The 18,413-nt window shown below is 58.5% G+C and carries 15 protein-coding genes and 1 tRNA gene; 1 reads left to right on the top strand and 15 read right to left on the bottom strand.

Annotated features, from left to right (window positions below; genetic code table 11):
• The 4 genes from C7477_RS18015 to rpsL form a co-directional block, all read right to left on the bottom strand.
• A partial coding sequence (locus C7477_RS18015; RefSeq protein WP_146226117.1) for a GTP-binding protein occupies positions 1-650 on the bottom strand: 650 nt, incomplete at its 3' end.
• A 65-nt stretch (positions 651-715) separates the two neighbouring features.
• Positions 716-2,803, bottom strand: a complete 2,088-nt coding sequence (fusA, locus tag C7477_RS18010) for an elongation factor G (RefSeq protein WP_110754690.1) — start codon at positions 2,801-2,803, stop codon at positions 716-718.
• A 30-nt stretch (positions 2,804-2,833) separates the two neighbouring features.
• Positions 2,834-3,304: a 30S ribosomal protein S7 gene (rpsG, locus tag C7477_RS18005; RefSeq protein WP_110754689.1), complete on the bottom strand. Its 471-nt coding sequence runs from the start codon at positions 3,302-3,304 to the stop codon at positions 2,834-2,836.
• Positions 3,305-3,367: 63 nt separating this feature from the next.
• The gene (rpsL, locus tag C7477_RS18000; protein WP_002964366.1) at positions 3,368-3,739 is read right to left on the bottom strand and encodes a 30S ribosomal protein S12; all 372 of its coding nucleotides are present in this window, start codon (positions 3,737-3,739) and stop codon (positions 3,368-3,370) included.
• Positions 3,740-4,220: 481 nt separating this feature from the next.
• Between rpsL and C7477_RS17995 the strand changes: the two genes are divergently transcribed.
• Positions 4,221-4,502, top strand: coding sequence for a hypothetical protein (locus tag C7477_RS17995; RefSeq protein ID WP_110754687.1), 282 nt, complete (start codon positions 4,221-4,223; stop codon positions 4,500-4,502).
• Positions 4,503-4,523: 21 nt separating this feature from the next.
• Here the strand turns inward: C7477_RS17995 and C7477_RS17990 are convergent, their stop codons facing one another.
• The 11 genes from C7477_RS17990 to C7477_RS17940 form a co-directional block, all read right to left on the bottom strand.
• The gene (locus tag C7477_RS17990) at positions 4,524-4,763 is read right to left on the bottom strand and encodes a hypothetical protein (protein ID WP_110754685.1); all 240 of its coding nucleotides are present in this window, start codon (positions 4,761-4,763) and stop codon (positions 4,524-4,526) included.
• 244 nt (positions 4,764-5,007) lie between these two features.
• On the bottom strand, positions 5,008-9,210 hold the full coding sequence (rpoC, locus tag C7477_RS17985; RefSeq protein ID WP_110754683.1) for a DNA-directed RNA polymerase subunit beta': 4,203 nt from the start codon (positions 9,208-9,210) through the stop codon (positions 5,008-5,010).
• A gap of 202 nt (positions 9,211-9,412) precedes the next feature.
• Entirely contained in the window at positions 9,413-13,552 is a 4,140-nt protein-coding gene (gene rpoB / locus C7477_RS17980; protein ID WP_110754681.1) for a DNA-directed RNA polymerase subunit beta, read from the bottom strand.
• 339 nt (positions 13,553-13,891) lie between these two features.
• Positions 13,892-14,266: a 50S ribosomal protein L7/L12 gene (rplL, locus tag C7477_RS17975; protein WP_110754679.1), complete on the bottom strand. Its 375-nt coding sequence runs from the start codon at positions 14,264-14,266 to the stop codon at positions 13,892-13,894.
• Between the two features lie 49 nt (positions 14,267-14,315).
• On the bottom strand, positions 14,316-14,834 hold the full coding sequence (gene rplJ, locus C7477_RS17970; protein ID WP_110754677.1) for a 50S ribosomal protein L10: 519 nt from the start codon (positions 14,832-14,834) through the stop codon (positions 14,316-14,318).
• A gap of 499 nt (positions 14,835-15,333) precedes the next feature.
• The gene (rplA, locus tag C7477_RS17965) at positions 15,334-16,032 is read right to left on the bottom strand and encodes a 50S ribosomal protein L1 (RefSeq protein WP_110754675.1); all 699 of its coding nucleotides are present in this window, start codon (positions 16,030-16,032) and stop codon (positions 15,334-15,336) included.
• A gap of 4 nt (positions 16,033-16,036) precedes the next feature.
• Entirely contained in the window at positions 16,037-16,465 is a 429-nt protein-coding gene (gene rplK, locus C7477_RS17960; RefSeq protein ID WP_110754673.1) for a 50S ribosomal protein L11, read from the bottom strand.
• A gap of 294 nt (positions 16,466-16,759) precedes the next feature.
• Complete coding sequence (gene nusG / locus C7477_RS17955; protein ID WP_110754671.1) at positions 16,760-17,290, bottom strand: transcription termination/antitermination protein NusG; 531 nt, start codon at positions 17,288-17,290, stop codon at positions 16,760-16,762.
• A 22-nt stretch (positions 17,291-17,312) separates the two neighbouring features.
• Positions 17,313-17,513: a preprotein translocase subunit SecE gene (gene secE / locus C7477_RS17950; protein WP_110754669.1), complete on the bottom strand. Its 201-nt coding sequence runs from the start codon at positions 17,511-17,513 to the stop codon at positions 17,313-17,315.
• A 440-nt stretch (positions 17,514-17,953) separates the two neighbouring features.
• A tRNA-Trp gene (locus C7477_RS17945) sits at positions 17,954-18,029 on the bottom strand.
• Positions 18,030-18,164: 135 nt separating this feature from the next.
• Positions 18,165-18,413: EF-Tu C-terminal domain-related protein (locus C7477_RS17940; protein WP_483474997.1), on the bottom strand; the 249-nt coding region annotated here is incomplete at its 5' end.

Raw genomic sequence — 18,413 nt, 5'->3', positions numbered from 1 at the left:
GAGAACACGTCTTCGATCGGCATCAGGAACGGCTGGTCGATCGGACGCTCAGGCGTCGGGATGTACTTGTCCACTTCGGCCATCAGCGCGCGCACCGCGTTCTCGCCGATTTCCTGGTTGGAATCTTCCAGAGCAGCCAGAGCCGAGCCCTTGACGATCGGAATGTCGTCGCCGGGGAAATCGTACTTCGAGAGAAGCTCGCGCACTTCGAGCTCAACCAGCTCGAGAAGTTCCGGATCGTCGACCTGGTCGACCTTGTTCAGGAACACGACGATCGCGGGAACGCCGACCTGACGGGCGAGCAGGATGTGCTCGCGGGTCTGCGGCATCGGGCCGTCGGCGGCCGAAACCACCAGGATCGCGCCGTCCATCTGCGCGGCGCCGGTGATCATGTTCTTCACATAATCGGCGTGGCCGGGGCAATCGACGTGAGCATAGTGACGGGCCGGCGTCTCATATTCGACGTGCGCCGTCGAGATGGTGATGCCGCGCGCCTTTTCTTCCGGCGCGGCGTCGATCTGGTCGTACGCCTTGTACTCGCCGAAATACTTGGTGATCGCAGCCGTCAGAGACGTCTTGCCGTGGTCGACGTGCCCGATCGTGCCGATGTTCACATGCGGCTTGTTACGTTCAAACTTACTTTTCGCCATCTGAGCTCTCCGTTAATTTCGCCTGCTCAGGCATTCTCTAATGGATCAAGCGGAACCTTCAGCGGTTACGCAAACTTCTTCTGGATTTCCTGTGCGACCGCGGTCGGAACCGGCTCATAATGGTCGAACTGCATGGTGTACTGGGCGCGTCCCTGGCTCATCGAACGCAGCGTGTTCACATAACCAAACATGTTGGCGAGCGGCACGTTTGCATTGACGACCGTGGCGATGCCGCGGGCTTCCGTGCCCGAAATCTGGCCACGGCGGGAGTTCAGATCGCCGATCACGTCACCGACGTAATCTTCCGGCGTCACAACCTCCACCTTCATGATCGGCTCAAGAAGCTGCGCGCCGGTCTTCTGCGCGCCCTCGCGGAATGCGGCGCGAGCCGCGATTTCGAAAGCCAGAACCGATGAGTCGACATCATGGTAGGCGCCGTCGATCAGCGTCGCTTTGACGCCGAGCATCGGGAAGCCAGCGAGCGGACCCGCACCCATGACGCTTTCGATACCCTTCTGAACGCCCGGGATGTATTCCTTTGGAATAGATCCACCGACGATCTTGGATTCGAAGAGGAAATCGTCGCCTTCATGAGGCTCGAAGATGATCTTGACGCGAGCGAACTGACCGGAACCACCAGACTGCTTCTTGTGGGTATAGTCGATTTCGGCAGCACGCGTGATCGTTTCACGATAGGCAACCTGCGGCTGACCAACATTCGCCTCGACCTTGAACTCGCGACGCATACGGTCAACGAGAATGTCGAGATGAAGCTCGCCCATGCCGGCGATGATGGTCTGGCCCGACTCTTCATCCGACTTGACGCGGAAAGAAGGATCCTCGGCGGCCAGACGGTTCAAGGCGATGCCCATCTTTTCCTGGTCGGCCTTGGTCTTCGGCTCGATCGCGATCTCGATGACCGGATCGGGGAACTCCATGCGCTCAAGGATAACCGGCTTCAGCGGATCGCAAAGCGTGTCGCCCGTGGTCGTTTCCTTGAGGCCTGCCAGTGCAACGATATCGCCGGCGAAAGCCTCATCGATATCCTCACGGGAATTCGAGTGCATCTGCAGCATACGGCCGATGCGCTCTTTCTTTCCCTTGACCGTATTTTCGAGCGAGATGCCCTTGGTCATCTTGCCGGAATAGATGCGGCAGAAGGTGAGCGAACCGACGAACGGGTCGTTCATGATCTTAAAGGCGAGCATCGAAAGCGGCTCATCGTCCGAAGACTTGCGCACCGTTTCGGCTTCCGTCTTGGCATCGATGCCCTTGATCGCGGGAACATCGACCGGTGACGGGAGGAAATCCACGACACCATCGAGCAGCGGCTGGACGCCCTTGTTCTTGAAGGCCGAGCCACAGAAAACCGGATGGAATTCAACAGCGCAGGTGCCCTTGCGGACCAGCTCACGGAGCTCGTCATTCGTCGGCATCTTGCCTTCGAGATAAGCTTCGGTAGCAGCTTCGTCAGCCTCGACCGCGGCTTCGATCAGCATCTCGCGATACTGCTCGGCCTTTTCCTTGAGATCATCCGGGATCTCGACGACATCCCAGGCAGCGCCCAAGGTCTCGTCGCGCCAGATCAGGGCCTTCATCTCGATAAGATCGACGACGCCCTTGAAATCGCTTTCCGCGCCGACGGGGAGCTGCATGACCACAGCCTTGGCACCAAGACGGGTCTTCACCATCTCAACCGAGCGGTAGAAATCGGCGCCGATCTTGTCCATCTTGTTGACGAAGATCATGCGCGGGACATGATACTTCTCAGCCTGACGCCAGACGGTTTCCGTCTGCGGCTCAACGCCGGCATTGGCATCGAGAAGCGCAATCGCGCCATCGAGAACGCGCAGGGAGCGCTCAACTTCAATGGTGAAGTCGACGTGACCCGGCGTATCGATGATGTTGAAGCGGCGCTGATGACCGTCACGGCCCTTCCAGAAGGTGGTCGTGGCAGCCGACGTGATGGTGATGCCGCGCTCCTGCTCCTGCTCCATCCAGTCCATCGTCGCAGCGCCGTCATGGACTTCGCCAATCTTGTGCGACTTGCCTGTGTAGTACAGGATACGCTCAGTCGTCGTCGTCTTGCCAGCGTCGATGTGCGCCATGATACCGAAATTACGGTAGTCTTCGATTTTGTATTCGCGGGCCATGGTGGCTGCCTCTTTAAACAGGTTCGACGATTACCAGCGGTAATGCGAGAATGCGCGGTTGGCTTCTGCCATGCGGTGCGTGTCTTCCCGCTTCTTCACAGCCGATCCACGGTTGTTCGAAGCATCCAGAAGCTCACCGGAGAGACGATCAACCATCGTGGTCTCGTTGCGGCCGCGAGCGGCGGCAATCAACCAACGGATGGCGAGAGCCTGGCGGCGCTCCGGACGAACATCGACGGGCACCTGGTAGGTGGCGCCACCGACACGACGCGAACGAACTTCGAGGTGCGGAGCGACATTCTCCAGCGCCTGATGGAACAGGGCTACCGGCTCCTGCTTCGTCTTGGCCTGCACCGATTCAAGCGCGCCATAGACGATCGTCTCGGCAATCGACTTCTTGCCGTGCAGCATGACGGCGTTCATGAACTTCGTGATCACGAGATCGCCGAACTTGGGATCCGGATTAATCTCACGCTTCTCTGCCTTGTGGCGTCTGGACATAGTCTTCAGTCTCTCAATTACATCGGGCTCAACCGCGCTCGCGCGGCCGGTATCCCCGGAAAATTACTTCGGACGCTTCGCACCGTACTTCGAACGGCGCTGCTTGCGGTTCTTCACACCCTGCGTATCGAGAACGCCACGGATGATATGATAACGGACGCCCGGCAAATCCTTGACGCGGCCACCACGGATCATGACAACCGAGTGCTCCTGAAGGTTATGCCCCTCACCCGGGATATAGCCGATGACCTCGAAGCCGTTCGTCAGACGAACTTTGGCAACTTTACGAAGCGCCGAGTTCGGCTTCTTCGGGGTCGTCGTATAGACGCGGGTGCAAACACCGCGCTTCTGTGGGTTCGCCTGCAGTGCGGGAACCTTATTGCGCTTCACCGGCGCAGTGCGCGGCTTGCGGATCAGCTGGTTTACGGTAGGCATTCAAACCTTCCTCTTTAACAAATCTCGTACGCGAAGCCCGAAAGGGCCGTTCCACCGTTATGCATATGCACAAAGACGGGCGATAACCGCCTAATCAGCGGTATGCCCGAACAAAAGCAGAGGAAGCTCATCGCTTCATGCGAACGGCAATTTGCATTTCGATCGTAAAACGAACCCTGTTTGAGGTGAACTCCAGAGCGTGTCGCTCCGAAACAGCCAACCTCACATCGGCTCAGATGTGGTGCTGATACGGCGTCCCCCGCGCCGCGTCAAGTCTGAACATGCATTATTATGGCTGAAAGCCCGCAAAGCAGGCCTTCTAGAGTGGTCTGGACGGAATCTTTCATGGGTCTGCTCAGAATTCATCTGGATATTTCGCGATCTGGCGGAAATTTTCCGGTATTTCCGACTCGCTTATGCCAATGGTTGCTCTAGATTCAGCAGATATTAATCAACACCAACCGAATGAGAGAATCGCTTGATGGCTTCTACAGTGGACGAACCCCAACAGATCCATCTCCTCGTCGCCGATGTCTGGAGAGAAAACGACAGCGAGCCTATCCTCGTCCACCTGCTGTTTGTGGGAACCGCCGGGGAGGACATTGTGACGACCGCGCTCAACATCCTGGCCGATCAGGGATATGACGAAGCGGAACTGACGGAAATGGGCACCCTGACCGAGGAGCCTGATGAAGAACCGCATCGCAGCGCCTGGAAGACCGCGCTTGGCGGCGAAGCGGCCTTGATCGAGTTCGAACCGTAAAACCCGCGCATTTGGGGGAATTCATGCGTCGCGGAAACTTCGCTTCTCGACACTGATGGCGATATTATTGGAACAGCAAGGCCGGACGACCAGCGTCTGTTCGTCTTCGAACACGCCAACCCTGATATCGCCGGTGATACCCGCATCATCGGGAACGCAGAAAATACGAATCTTCACGCCGTTTTTCGTCACGATGTCGAAGTGATCGGCTTCTATTTCCGTTTGCAGGCCCTCGATATCAGGAAAAATGATGGTCGCCATGTGAGGCACCCCACGGTCTCGTGTTGATTTTTGTCGCATGACCTTATCCGAAAAGTCTGCAACTTTTCGGGATCATGGTTTTCCTAGCCGCATGATCTTATCCGAAAAGTCTGCAACTTTTCGGGACCATGCTTTGCTGGAACACGCACCCTGGATAGCGATGATGTTTTCTTCATGGCATTGATTTTATAAAGAAAAGGCCGCCCGGAGGCGGCCTTTTCGATAATTACGGGAACGACCGTTCCTATTCGGCTGCGTCACCAGTCATATCGGTCAGCATCGCATTTGCCGTTTCCGCGCCGCTCGACTTGCGGCGCTCGTCGATGATCAGCTCGTCGCGGGCCATTGCGATGCGGCGGATCTGGCTGACCTGACCGCCGGTACCGGCGGGGATCAGACGACCGACGATCACGTTTTCCTTAAGACCCTGCAGCGTATCGACCTTGCCGGCCACAGCCGCCTCGGTGAGAACACGCGTCGTTTCCTGGAAGGACGCGGCGGAGATGAAGGACGGCGTCTGCAGCGAGGCCTTGGTGATGCCGAGCAGCACCGGAGTACCGGCGGCAGGGAACTTGCCTTCCTCGACCAGCTTCTCGTTGATCTCGTCCATTTCGATGCGGTCGACATGGTCGCCGGCGATATAGCCGGAATCGCCGGATTCGGTGATTTCGACCTTCTGCAGCATCTGACGGACAATCACCTCGATGTGCTTGTCGTTGATCAACACGCCCTGCAGACGATAGACTTCCTGGATCTCGTTGACGAGGTACGACGCAAGCGCCTCCACGCCCTTGATCGCCAGGATGTCATGCGGCGCGGGGTTGCCGTCGAGAATGTAGTCGCCCTTCTCGATGGCGTCGCCGTCCTGAAGATGGAACGGCTTGCCCTTCGGGATCAGGTACTCGACAGGCTCGATCGTCTCATCGTTCGGCTCGATGATGATGCGGCGCTTGTTCTTGTAATCCCGGCCAAACCGCACCGTACCGTCGATTTCGGCGATGATGGCATGGTCCTTCGGACGACGTGCCTCGAACAGTTCCGCCACGCGCGGCAGACCGCCCGTGATGTCCTTGGTCTTGGCGCTTTCCATCGGCAGACGCGCGATAACGTCGCCCGCCTTCACATGCGCGCCCGGCTCGACGGAGAGAATGGTCTCCACGGAGAGCTGGAAGCGGGCATCGCCGCCCTTGGAAAGTTTTAGAAGCTTGCCGTTCTTGTCCTTGATGACGATGGCAGGCTTGAGGTCCGAACCGCGCGGGGTCGAACGCCAGTCGATGACGACGCGCTTGGTGATACCGGTCGATTCATCCGTCGTTTCCTGCACGGACAGGCCATCGACCATGTCCTCGAATTCGACGTAGCCCTCGACTTCCGTCATGATCGGACGGGTATACGGATCCCACTCCGCGACACGCTGGCCACGCCTTACCGTATCGCCATCATCCACGAAGATACGTGAACCATAGGTGACGCGGTGCGCGGCGCGTTCCTTGCCCGCGGCGTCTAGGATGAGCACCGCCATGTTGCGGCCCATCACCACCAGATTGCCGTCCGAGTTGCGAACCACGTTGCGGTTGCGGATCTGCACCGTGCCTTCATAGCTCGCTTCGAGATATGAGGAGTCGACCACCTGCGCCGTGCCGCCAAGGTGGAAGGTACGCATGGTGAGCTGGGTACCCGGCTCGCCGATGGACTGGGCTGCGATAACGCCGACGGCCTCGCCCTGGTTGACCGGAGTACCGCGCGCCAGATCGCGACCGTAGCACTTCGCGCAGACGCCGCTGCGGGTTTCGCAGGTCAGCGCCGAGCGGATGCGGATCGACTGGATGCCCGCCTTCTCGATGAGATCGACGTCGAACTCCTCGATCATGCGGCCGGCCTGGACGATCACCTCGCCGGTCAGCGGATGCAGAATGTCATCGAGCGCCGTGCGTCCGAGAACGCGCTGGCCAAGGGAAGCGACGACCTGTCCGGCATCCACGATCGGCTGGATCGTGAGGCCATTGTCGGTGCCGCAATCCACTTGCGAGATGATGGCATCCTGCGCCACGTCGACAAGACGGCGGGTCAGGTAGCCTGAGTTTGCGGTCTTCAAGGCGGTGTCAGCAAGGCCCTTACGGGCACCGTGTGTCGAGTTGAAGTACTCGTTCACGGTCAGGCCTTCCTTGAAGTTCGAGATGATCGGCGTCTCGATGATTTCGCCTGATGGCTTGGCCATCAGGCCGCGCATGCCGCCAAGCTGGCGCATCTGGCTGGGCGAACCGCGCGCGCCGGAATGCGACATCATGTAGATCGAGTTCATCTGCTTCTGACGGCCCGTCTTGGGATCGAACTCGACCGCCTTGATGCGCGCCATCATTTCTTCGGCGACCTTTTCGGTAGCCTTGCCCCAGGCATCCACGACCTTGTTGTACTTTTCGCCCTGAGTGATCAGGCCGTCATTGTACTGCTGCTCGTATTCCTTGGCGAGCGCCTCGGTATCGGCAACGATCTTCGCCTTGGCGTCCGGAATGACCATGTCGTCCTTGCCGAACGAAATGCCGGCGCGGCAGGCATGACCGAAGCCGAGCTGCATGATGCGGTCGCAGAAGATGACCGTCTCTTTCTGGCCGCAGTGGCGATAGACGAGATCGATCATCTTGGAGATGTTCTTCTTCGTCATCTCCTGGTTGGCGATGTCGAACGGAACATTGACGTTCTTCGGCAGAAGCTCGCCGATGATCATACGACCCGGCGTCGTGTCGTAGATCTTCGACACGGGCTTGCCTTCGGCATCGACCGTCTTGAAGCGACCCCGGATCTTCGTGTGCAGCGTGACCGCCTTGGTTTCCAGCGCATGGTGCAGTTCGCCCATATCGGCAAACGCCATGCCCTCGCCCGGCTCCTTGTCCGCGACGATAGACAGATAATAGAGGCCGAGGACCATGTCCTGCGACGGCACGATGATCGGCAGGCCGTTGGCCGGGTGCAGGATGTTGTTGGTCGACATCATCAGCACGCGGGCTTCAAGCTGCGCTTCCAGGGACAGCGGCACGTGAACGGCCATCTGGTCGCCGTCGAAGTCGGCGTTGAAGGCCGTGCAGACGAGCGGATGCAGCTGGATCGCCTTGCCTTCGATCAGGGTAGGTTCGAAGGCCTGGATGCCCAGACGGTGCAGCGTCGGCGCGCGGTTGAGCAGCACCGGATGCTCGCGGATGACCTCGTCCAGGATATCCCAGACCTCAGGCTTTTCCTTCTCGACCAGCTTCTTGGCCTGCTTGACGGTCGAGGAATAACCCTTGGCGTCGAGGCGGGCATAGATGAAGGGCTTGAAGAGCTCGAGCGCCATCTTCTTCGGCAGGCCGCACTGGTGCAGTTTGAGCTCCGGTCCGGTCACGATGACCGAACGGCCGGAATAGTCGACGCGCTTGCCGAGCAGGTTCTGGCGGAAGCGGCCCTGCTTGCCCTTGAGCATGTCGGAGAGCGACTTCAGCGGGCGCTTGTTGGCGCCGGTGATGACGCGGCCGCGGCGGCCGTTGTCGAACAGGGCATCGACCGCTTCCTGAAGCATGCGCTTCTCATTGCGGATGATGATGCCCGGCGCGCGCAGCTCGATGAGGCGCTTGAGACGATTGTTACGGTTGATGACGCGGCGATAAAGATCGTTCAGATCCGACGTCGCGAACCGGCCGCCGTCAAGCGGCACGAGCGGACGCAGGTCCGGCGGGATCACCGGAACGACCTTCATGATCATCCATTCCGGACGATTGCCGGATTCCATGAAGTTCTCAACGATCTTGAGCCGCTTCATCAGCTTCTTCTGCTTAAGCTCGGACGTGGTGGTAGCCAGGTCCGAACGCAGGTCGCCCGCGATCTTTTCAAGATCCATCGAAGCCAGAAGCTCATAGATGGCTTCCGCGCCGATCAGCGCGGTGAACTGATCTTCGCCGAACTCGTCGACGGCCATCATATATTCCTCTTCCGAAAGGAGCTGATGCTCCTTCAGCGAGGTAAGGCCCGGCTCGGTGACGATGTAGTTCTCGAAATAGAGGACGCGCTCGATATCCTTGAGCGTCATGTCCAGCAGCGTGCCGATGCGCGAAGGCAGCGACTTCAGGAACCAGATGTGGGCAACGGGAGCGGCGAGCTCGATGTGGCCCATGCGCTCGCGACGCACGCGCGACAGCGTGACCTCGACGCCGCACTTTTCGCAGATAATGCCCTTGTATTTCATACGCTTGTACTTGCCGCACAAGCACTCGTAGTCCTTGATCGGGCCGAAGATGCGCGCGCAGAAGAGACCGTCACGTTCGGGCTTGAACGTACGATAGTTGATCGTCTCCGGCTTCTTGATCTCGCCGTATGACCAGGAGAGAATCTTCTCTGGCGAAGCGATCGAGATCCGGATGGAATCGAATGTCTGCGCAGGAACCTGCGGATTGAAAAGATTCATGACCTCTTGGTTCATGCCATTCTCCTTTGCGGGGCTCTTCGCCAACCCCATTAGAATTCCGTGATGCCTCGCTTCGCTCGGAAGGGGAGTAAGGGAATAGGGGAATAAGGGAATATGTTCTCAAAAACATACTCCCCTACTCCCTTACTCCCCTACTCCCTCTCTCATGAGCCAAAGGGCCGGACGTGGGGCTGCAACGCCCCTCGTCCCTTCATCCTTATTCAGCCGCGTCGGGCAACGCCGCCGGTTGCGGCGGCAGATCGCGGGTGTTGTCGAGCTCGACATTGAGGCCGAGCGAGCGCATTTCCTTGACGAGAACGTTGAAGCTCTCCGGAATGCCCGCCTCGAACGTATCGTCGCCGCGCACGATGGCCTCGTAGACCTTGGTCCTGCCCGCCACGTCGTCCGACTTGATGGTGAGCATTTCCTGCAAGGTGTAAGCCGCACCGTAAGCTTCGAGCGCCCAGACCTCCATTTCGCCGAAACGCTGTCCGCCGAACTGCGCCTTGCCGCCCAGCGGCTGCTGGGTAACGAGCGAGTAAGGCCCGATCGAACGCGCATGGATCTTGTCGTCGACCAGATGGTGCAGTTTGAGCATATAGATGTAGCCCATCGTCACCTGACGATCGAAGGGTTCACCCGTACGCCCGTCATAGAGCGTCGACTGACCCGAAGTCGCGAGGCCCGCCTGTTCCAGCATCAAATTGATGTCGGCTTCATGCGCGCCATCGAACACCGGCGTCGCAATCGACACGCCACGCTTCATCTGCCCTGCCAGGCGAACGATGCTCTCGTCATCATAACGGCGGACCGGCTCGTTGCGGTCGTTGTCCGGAATGATCTGCTCGATCGTCTGACGCAGCGGCTTGATGTCGCCCGCGGCGCGATAGGCCTCGAGCAACTCGCCGATCTTCCTGCCCATGCCGGCGCAAGCCCAGCCAAGGTGCGTTTCGAGGATCTGCCCGACGTTCATGCGGCTCGGCACGCCGAGCGGATTGAGCACGATATCGGCATGCGTACCGTCCTCAAGGAACGGCATGTCCTCGACAGGCACGATGCGCGACACGACACCCTTGTTGCCGTGACGGCCGGCCATCTTGTCACCCGGCTGGATCTTGCGCTTCACAGCGACAAAGACCTTGACCATCTTCATGACGCCAGGAGGCATCTCATCGCCGCGCTGCACCTTCTCGACCTTATCCATGAAACGCTGTTCAAGCAGCTTCTTGGAGTCGTCATATTGGGTACGCAGCGCTTCGATTTCGCCCTGCAGCTTTTCGTCCTCGAGGGCGAACTGCCACCATTGCGACCGCGGATAATCGCTCAGCGTATCGCGAGTGACCGTCGCGCCTTTCTTGAAGCCCTTCGGCCCTGCAATGGCAGACTTGCCATCGAGAACGTCGGCCAGACGGCCATAGGTGTTGCGGTCGAGGATCGCCTGCTCGTCGTCGCGGTCTTTCGCGAGACGTTCGATCTCCTCGCGCTCGATCGCCATGGCGCGCTCGTCCTTCTCCACGCCGTGGCGGTTGAAGACGCGAACTTCGACAATCGTGCCGTAGGTCCCGGGCGGCATACGCATGGAGGTATCACGAACATCCGATGCCTTTTCGCCGAAGATGGCGCGCAGAAGCTTCTCTTCCGGCGTCATCGGGCTTTCGCCCTTCGGCGTGATCTTGCCGACGAGAATGTCGCCCGGATGCACTTCCGCGCCGATATAGACAATGCCGGCTTCGTCGAGGTTCTTCAGCGCTTCTTCCGAGACGTTCGGAATATCACGTGTGATTTCTTCCGGTCCGAGCTTGGTATCGCGGGCGGCAACCTCGAACTCCTCGATATGGATCGAGGTGAAGACGTCGTCCGACACGATCTTCTCGGAAAGAAGGATCGAATCCTCGTAGTTGTAGCCATTCCACGGCATGAACGCGACGAGCACGTTGCGACCGAGCGCCAGATCGCCCAGATCGGTCGACGGACCATCGGCGATGATGTCGCCCTTCTGGATGCGGTCGCCGACACGAACCAGCGGACGCTGGTTGATGCAGGTGTTCTGGTTCGAGCGCTGATACTTCATCAGGCGATAGATATCGACACCGGACTTGGCCGGATTGAGATCCTCGGTTGCGCGGATAACGATACGGGTCGCATCGACCTGGTCGACGATACCCGTCCGGCGGGCGGCGATTGCAGCGCCGGAGTCGCGAGCCACGATGGGCTCCATGCCGGTGCCGACAAACGGCGCTTCGGCGCGCACCAGCGGCACGGCCTGACGCTGCATGTTCGAGCCCATGAGCGCGCGGTTGGCGTCATCGTTCTCAAGGAACGGAATGAGCGCCGCGGCGACGGACACGAGCTGCTTCGGCGACACGTCCATCAGGTCCACGTTTTCACGCGGCGCCATCAGAACTTCGCCGGCATGACGGCAGACGACGAACTCATCGGTGAAGCTGCCGTCGCTGCTGAGCACGGCATTGGCCTGCGCGACATAGTGCTTGGCTTCTTCCATGGCCGAAAGGTAGATGACGTCTTCCGTCACCTTGCCGTCGACGATCTTGCGGTACGGGCTTTCGATGAAGCCGTACTTGTTGACGCGGGCGAAGGTGGCAAGCGAGTTGATCAGGCCGATGTTCGGGCCCTCAGGCGTTTCAATCGGGCAGATACGGCCATAGTGCGTCGGATGCACGTCGCGGACTTCGAAGCCGGCGCGCTCGCGGGTCAAACCACCGGGTCCAAGCGCCGACAGGCGGCGCTTGTGGGTGATCTCGCTGAGCGGGTTGGTCTGATCCATGAACTGCGACAGCTGCGAGGAGCCGAAGAACTCACGGACCGCGGCAGCCGCGGGCTTGGCGTTGATCAGATCCTGCGGCATGACGGTGTCGATCTCGATCGACGACATGCGCTCCTTGATCGCGCGCTCCATGCGAAGCAGACCGACGCGGTACTGATTTTCCATCAACTCGCCGACCGAACGCACACGCCGGTTGCCGAGATTGTCGATGTCGTCGATCTCACCCTTGCCATCGCGCAGCGCGACGAGCGTCTTGACCACGGCGAGGATATCTTCCTTGCGCAGCACACGGACCGTATCCGGGCAATCCAGATCCAGGCGCATATTCATCTTGACGCGGCCGACCGCCGATAGGTCGTAGCGCTCGGAATCGAAGAACAGCGAATGGAACATGGCTTCGGCCGAGTCCATTGTGGGCGGTTCGCCCGGGCGCATGACGCGGTAGATGTCGAAAAGCGCGTCCTGACGGCTTTCGTTCTTGTCAACAGCAAGCGTATTGCGGATATAGCCGCCGATATTGACATGGTCGATATCGAGCACCTTGATCTCGTCAACGCCCGTGTCGAGCAGGACCTTCAGCGTCTTCTCGTCGAGTTCGTCGCCGGCCTCGAGGAAAATCTCGCCCGTCGCATAATTGACGATATCTTCGGCCAGGTAATTGCCCAGCAAATCGTCCTGGGTCGCCTTGATCGCCTTGAGACCCTTTTCGGCAAGCTGCCGAGCAGAACGCAAGGTCAGCTTCTTGCCGGCTTCAAGCACGACTTCGCCGGTATCTGCATCGACCAGTTCGGAGATGACTTTCATGCCCTTGAAGCGATCGACGGAGAACGGAATCCGCCAGTTGTCGCCGTCACGCGTGTAGACGACCTGGTTGTAGAAGGTCGACAGGATTTCTTCGCCATCCATGCCGAGCGCCATCAGCAACGACGTCGCCGGAATCTTGCGACGGCGGTCAATACGGGCGTACACGACGTCCTTGGCATCAAATTCGATATCGAGCCATGAGCCACGATAAGGAATGACGCGCGCGGCAAACAGAAGCTTGCCCGAGGAATGCGACTTGCCCTTGTCATGATCGAAGAAGACGCCCGGCGAACGGTGCATCTGCGAAACGATAACGCGCTCGGTGCCGTTGACGATGAAGGTGCCGTTGTCGGTCATGAGCGGCATGTCGCCCATGTAGACATCCTGCTCCTTGATGTCCTTGATCGACTTCGCGCCCGTATCCTCATCGATATCGAACACGATGAGGCGCAGCGTCACCTTGAGCGGTGCGGCGTAGGTCAGGTCGCGCTGGCGGCACTCATCAACGTCGAATTTCGGCGCGTCGAACTCATATTTCACGAATTCGAGCATGGAGGCGCCGGAGAAGTCCCCGATCGGGAAAACCGATTTGAAGACCGTCTGCAAGCCTTCATCCGGACGTCCGCCCTTCGGCTCCTCGACCATGAGGAACTGGTCGTAGGATGCCTTCTGAACCTCGATCAGGTTCGGCATCTCTGCGACTTCGGGAATCTTGCCGAAAAACTTGCGTACGCGCTTACGACCGTTAAAAGAGTGGGTCTGAGCCATCGTCGCTCCTCGTTCTGTAGCCTTGCGGCCTGTTTCTTGCCTTGCGGCCTGTTGAAAGCCGCCCTGCGGCGGACTTAAGCGGCTCCATACCGGGAAGAACCACTTCAATTCTCTGTCAGCGGCACGGTCATTTTCAGACCATGTTTTTCCTAATGCCGCATGGTCCTGGCCGAAAAATCTGCAACTTTTCGGGACCATGCTTTAACGGGACAAAACCCGTTTCCTGACAGCCGCCCCACTGTCAGGAAAAGGGTTCAGTACCATTGCATTTTCCGCCTTGTCTTACTTTGGCGGAAACCGGCGGACAGGAAAAACCCGTCCGCCGGAATTTTTTCGAAGTTACTTGACTTCGACCTTGGCGCCAGCTGCTTCGAGCTGGACCTTGATCTTCTCAGCTTCGTCCTTCGTAGCGGCTTCCTTGACAGCCTTCGGAGCGCCTTCGACGAGGTCCTTGGCTTCCTTGAGGCCGAGACCGGTGATGACGCGCACTTCCTTGATCACGTTGATCTTCTGTGCGCCGGCATCGACGAGGATGACGTCGAATTCGGTCTTCTCTTCAACTACGGCAGCGGCAGCGCCACCGCCGGCAGCGGCAACAGCAACCGGAGCGGCAGCAGAAACGCCCCACTTCTCTTCGAGCATCTTGGAAAGCTCAGCGGCTTCCAGGACGGTCAGGTTGGACAGGTCGTCAACGATCTTTGCGAGATCAGTCATTTTAGTTTTCCTTCACGAGGTTTGAACTTGAGTACAGCGAGAAACGGCCTTACGCCGCCTCGTTCTTCCGGGCATACGCGCCGATAACGCGGGCGATCTGGCCCGCCGGAGCGCTGGTAAGAACTGCAAGACGCTGAGCCGGGGTCTGGATCATACCAACCAGCTTTGCGCGCAATTCGTCGAGCGACGGCAGCGAGGCAAGTGACTTGACGCCATCGGCGTTAAGCGTCGTTGCACCCATTGCACCGCCGAGGATAACGAGCTTGTCGTTGCCCTTGGCGAACTCGACGGCCACTTTCGGAGCCGTTACCGGATCGGTGGAATAAGCCACCAGCGTCTGTCCTGTGAACAGGCTGGCGATTTCTTCCGACTCCGTGCCTTGAAGAGCGATTTTGGCAAGGCGGTTTTTCGCGACTTTAACGGTGCCGCCGGCAGCGCGCATTTTCGAACGAAGATCGTTCATTTGCGCCACGGTGAGACCGGTATAGTGGGCCACGACGACCGAACCGGACTCCGTGAAGGCTCCGTTCAGCCACGCGACGAATTCGCGCTTTTCCGCTTTATCCACTGTATCTCTCCAGTTGGCAGAACCGCATCATTGCGTTTCCGCCGGATTACCTTTGCCGATCGGGCTTCCACTGCATAATTCCTTAAATCGAATTCGATTTAAGGATAAAATTATGCAGCATCCAAAGTGCTAGAGCGTCCTTTGTGCGTCCAATTGGACGCACGGCGCTCTAGGGATGACCCGAACGACGCTCGAGTATCCTGTCCCCTTTCGCCTCCCATCATCCGAAAAATGGCGGGCGGACCAAAGGCAACTACGGTTCAAACCTCATAGGCGGGGAACAAGCCCCACGAATTCAGTCATTCCACGTCTCATGCAGGCTCTCTGAATTAAGGCCTGACCTGAAAAATCAAGACAAGCCACCTGCAATCTCGGACAGGAGCACCGGGGTTTCCCCCAGCCATTCGGGCCCTGTTTCCAAGGCCCGAAATTCTTCATATTTCTCAAGCACCCAAGCGCTTGAGAGCAAACCTGATCGTCAAGCGATCTTGATGGTCGATCAAGCGATCTTGACGCTTGAGGGATCGACCTTGAGGCCGACGCCCATGGTCGACGAAAGCGCCACGCGCTTTAGGTATTCACCCTTGGCGCCAGCCGGCTTTGCCTTAATGACCGCGTCGGCGAAAGCCTTGATGTTTTCTTCCAGCGCCTTGGCGTCGAAAGAGGCCTTGCCGATGCCGGCGTGGATGATGCCGGCCTTCTCGACGCGGAACTCGACAGCGCCGCCCTTGGAGGCCTTGACCGCGCCCGCCACATCGACGGTAACGGTGCCGACCTTCGGGTTCGGCATCATGCCGCGAGGGCCGAGAACCTTGCCCAGACGACCGACGAGCGGCATCATGTCCGGCGTGGCAATGCAGCGATCGAAATCGATCGTGCCGCCTGTGACGATCTCGACGAGATCCTCGGCGCCAACGATATCGGCGCCCGCCTTCCTGGCTTCCTCGGCCTTGTCGCCGCGCGCGAACACCGCGACGCGAACGGTACGGCCCGTGCCATTCGGCAAATTGACGACGCCACGGACCATCTGGTCGGCATGACGAGGGTCAACACCCAGGTTGAGAGCCACTTCGATGGTTTCATCGAACTTGGCCGTCGCGCGCTCCTTGACGAGGCCGATAGCCGCCGTCAGATCATAGACCTTGTTGCGGTCAACGCCTTCACGCAGCTTGGCAATACGCTTTGCAATCTTCGCCATCGTCTCAGCCCACCACTTCCAGGCCCATCGAACGGGCAGAACCTTCGACCATGCGCATAGCGGACTCTACGTCGTTTGCGTTCAGGTCTTTCAGCTTCTTCTCGGCGATTTCGCGGATCTTGTCGCGCGATACCGTACCGGCGGTTACCTTGCCCGGCTCCTTGGAACCCGACTTCAGGTTCGCGGCCTTCTTGAGGAAATAAGACACCGGAGGCGTCTTCATCACAAAAGTGAAGGACTTGTCCTGATAATAGGTAATCACGACCGGAACAGGCGAACCCTTTTCCATTTCCTGCGAGGCGGCATTGAACGCCTTGCAGAATTCCATGATGTTAATGCCGCGCTGACCCAGCGCAGGTCCGATCGGGGGCGAAGGATTCGCCGAACCCGCCGATACCTGCAGTTTCAGCTGGCCTGCAACTTTTTTAGCCATTGCTATCTGCCTTCATTTACAAAGCCGGACGACCCGGCATTTTTGTTATCGCCGGACATGCCGGCATTGCTGAACATCGCCGGAAGACCGGCGGGCAGTTCGGTGGTGCGGTTCAATGGCCGGCTAAAGCCACCTCCCCTCCCACCTGAGGCACGATTTCTTCAATCGAAACCATGCTTTAGCCACTTTCGCGGCGCGCAATCCCCTTGAGGGACCGCTTCTTTGGCGCATGACCTTATCCGAAAAGCCTGCAACTTTTTGCTGCGCGGACCTTCGGTTCGGACCACGCTCCGATCAGAGCTTTTCAACCTGACCGAATTCAAGATCCACAGGCGTCGCGCGCCCGAAGATCGAAACCTCCACCTTGAGGCGCGAGCGCTCCTCGTCGACTTCCTGGACGACACCATTGAACGAAGCAAACGGACCATCCGACACGCGCACGGACTCGCCGATCTCGAAGGATACGGACGGCTTCGGACGATCGACGCCTTCCTGCACCTGCATCAGGATCTGGTCGGCCTCGCGGTCGGAAATCGGGACCGGCTTCGAGTCGGAACCAAGGAAACCCGTCACCTTCGGCGTGTTCTTGATCAGATGATAGGCATCATCCGTCAAATCGGCGCGCACAAGCACGTAACCCGGAAAAAACTTGCGCTCGGCATCAACCTTGCGGCCGCGACGCACCTCGACGACCTTCTCGGTCGGAACCAGTATTTTTTCAAAAAGATGCGAAAGACCCTTCTGGCGGGCCTTGTTTTCGATATCTTCAGCGACCTTCTTTTCGAAGTTCGAATAGGCGTGCACAATGTACCAGCGCGCAGTCATCCCGAGCTCTCCCGTATATCCGTTAGCGTCCGAGACCCAGCAACAGCTCTACAACATAAGCCATCAGCTGATCAGCTGCGAAAAAGAACGCCGCCGCCAGAAAGGCCATCACAATCACCATGATGGTCGATATCACCGTTTCACGCCGAGTAGGCCAAGTTACCTTGGCCGTTTCCGCGCGAACCTGCTGAAAAAAAGTGATCGGATTCGTTTTGGATGCCATCTGCCGCTCTAACTATGAACTCGCACGGGCATTTCCTAGTTTCGTGCCATTTTGGGGCAGCTAGACCGCCATAAGGACCGAATCAGTGGAATACACTCACACGAGCGGGGCGCGTAAAGCTGAACATCCAGCTCCACGCACCGCGTGTCTGTTGACCTTACATAGAACTGATTCCCGCAAAAGACAAGCCCCTCGACTTGACTGATGTCAACAGCTCTATACGAACGCTGGCCTGCCGCCATCCAATCGCGCGCAGACCAGCTATATACTCTTCATCCACATATTTTTCCAAAGAAGCCTACAGCCTCTAGAAATTATGCGCTTTTCTTCTACCGCATGATCTTATCCAGAAAGTCTGCAACTTTCTGGGATCATGCTCATTTCTTCCACCGCATGATCTTATCCAGAAAGTCTGCAACTTTCTGGGATCATGCTAAAACTGGCAGGGGCAGCAGGGCTCGAACCTGCGACCTACGGTTTTGGAGACCGTCGCTCTACCAACTGAGCTATACCCCTATCGAACAGGACCGCGTCCCGTTTGAGAATAGATGTCCACTAATCCGACTTTGAAATTGCTTCAAGAGAATTTCGCGGCAGCGGGCAAAAAAATGGCGGCTCCTTATGCTCAAAGAGCCGCCATTCGTTTTATTATTATTCGACGATCTGCGAGACGATGCCGGCGCCGACGGTGCGGCCGCCTTCACGGATAGCGAAGCGCAGCTTCTCTTCCATCGCGATCGGCACGATCAGCGTCACGTCCATCGCAACGTTGTCGCCGGGCATGACCATTTCCGTGCCTTCCGGCAGCGTCACCACGCCCGTCACGTCGGTCGTGCGGAAGTAGAACTGCGGACGGTAGTTGGTGAAGAACGGCGTATGACGGCCACCTTCGTCCTTGGT

This window comes from Paramesorhizobium leguminum, from assembly GCF_003217235.1.
GTDB classification, from domain to species: domain Bacteria; phylum Pseudomonadota; class Alphaproteobacteria; order Rhizobiales; family Rhizobiaceae; genus Paramesorhizobium; species Paramesorhizobium leguminum.
This window is presented reverse-complemented; position numbering and strand designations above follow the sequence as displayed.

Bases quoted from the DNA above. Each gene is read 5' to 3' on its own strand.
- rplK (WP_110754673.1), bottom strand. From the start codon at position 16,465: ATGGCTAAAAAAGTTGCAGGCCAGCTGAAACTGCAGGTATCGGCGGGT.
- rpoC (WP_110754683.1), bottom strand. From the start codon at position 9,210: ATGAACCAAGAGGTCATGAATCTTTTCAATCCGCAGGTTCCTGCGCAG.
- nusG (WP_110754671.1), bottom strand. From the start codon at position 17,290: ATGACTGCGCGCTGGTACATTGTGCACGCCTATTCGAACTTCGAAAAG.
- C7477_RS17995 (WP_110754687.1), top strand. From the start codon at position 4,221: ATGGCTTCTACAGTGGACGAACCCCAACAGATCCATCTCCTCGTCGCC.
- rpsG (WP_110754689.1), bottom strand. From the start codon at position 3,304: ATGTCCAGACGCCACAAGGCAGAGAAGCGTGAGATTAATCCGGATCCC.
- fusA (WP_110754690.1), bottom strand. From the start codon at position 2,803: ATGGCCCGCGAATACAAAATCGAAGACTACCGTAATTTCGGTATCATG.
- rplA (WP_110754675.1), bottom strand. From the start codon at position 16,032: ATGGCGAAGATTGCAAAGCGTATTGCCAAGCTGCGTGAAGGCGTTGAC.
- rplL (WP_110754679.1), bottom strand. From the start codon at position 14,266: ATGACTGATCTCGCAAAGATCGTTGACGACCTGTCCAACCTGACCGTC.
- C7477_RS17990 (WP_110754685.1), bottom strand. From the start codon at position 4,763: ATGGCGACCATCATTTTTCCTGATATCGAGGGCCTGCAAACGGAAATA.
- rpoB (WP_110754681.1), bottom strand. From the start codon at position 13,552: ATGGCTCAGACCCACTCTTTTAACGGTCGTAAGCGCGTACGCAAGTTT.
- rpsL (WP_002964366.1), bottom strand. From the start codon at position 3,739: ATGCCTACCGTAAACCAGCTGATCCGCAAGCCGCGCACTGCGCCGGTG.
- secE (WP_110754669.1), bottom strand. From the start codon at position 17,513: ATGGCATCCAAAACGAATCCGATCACTTTTTTTCAGCAGGTTCGCGCG.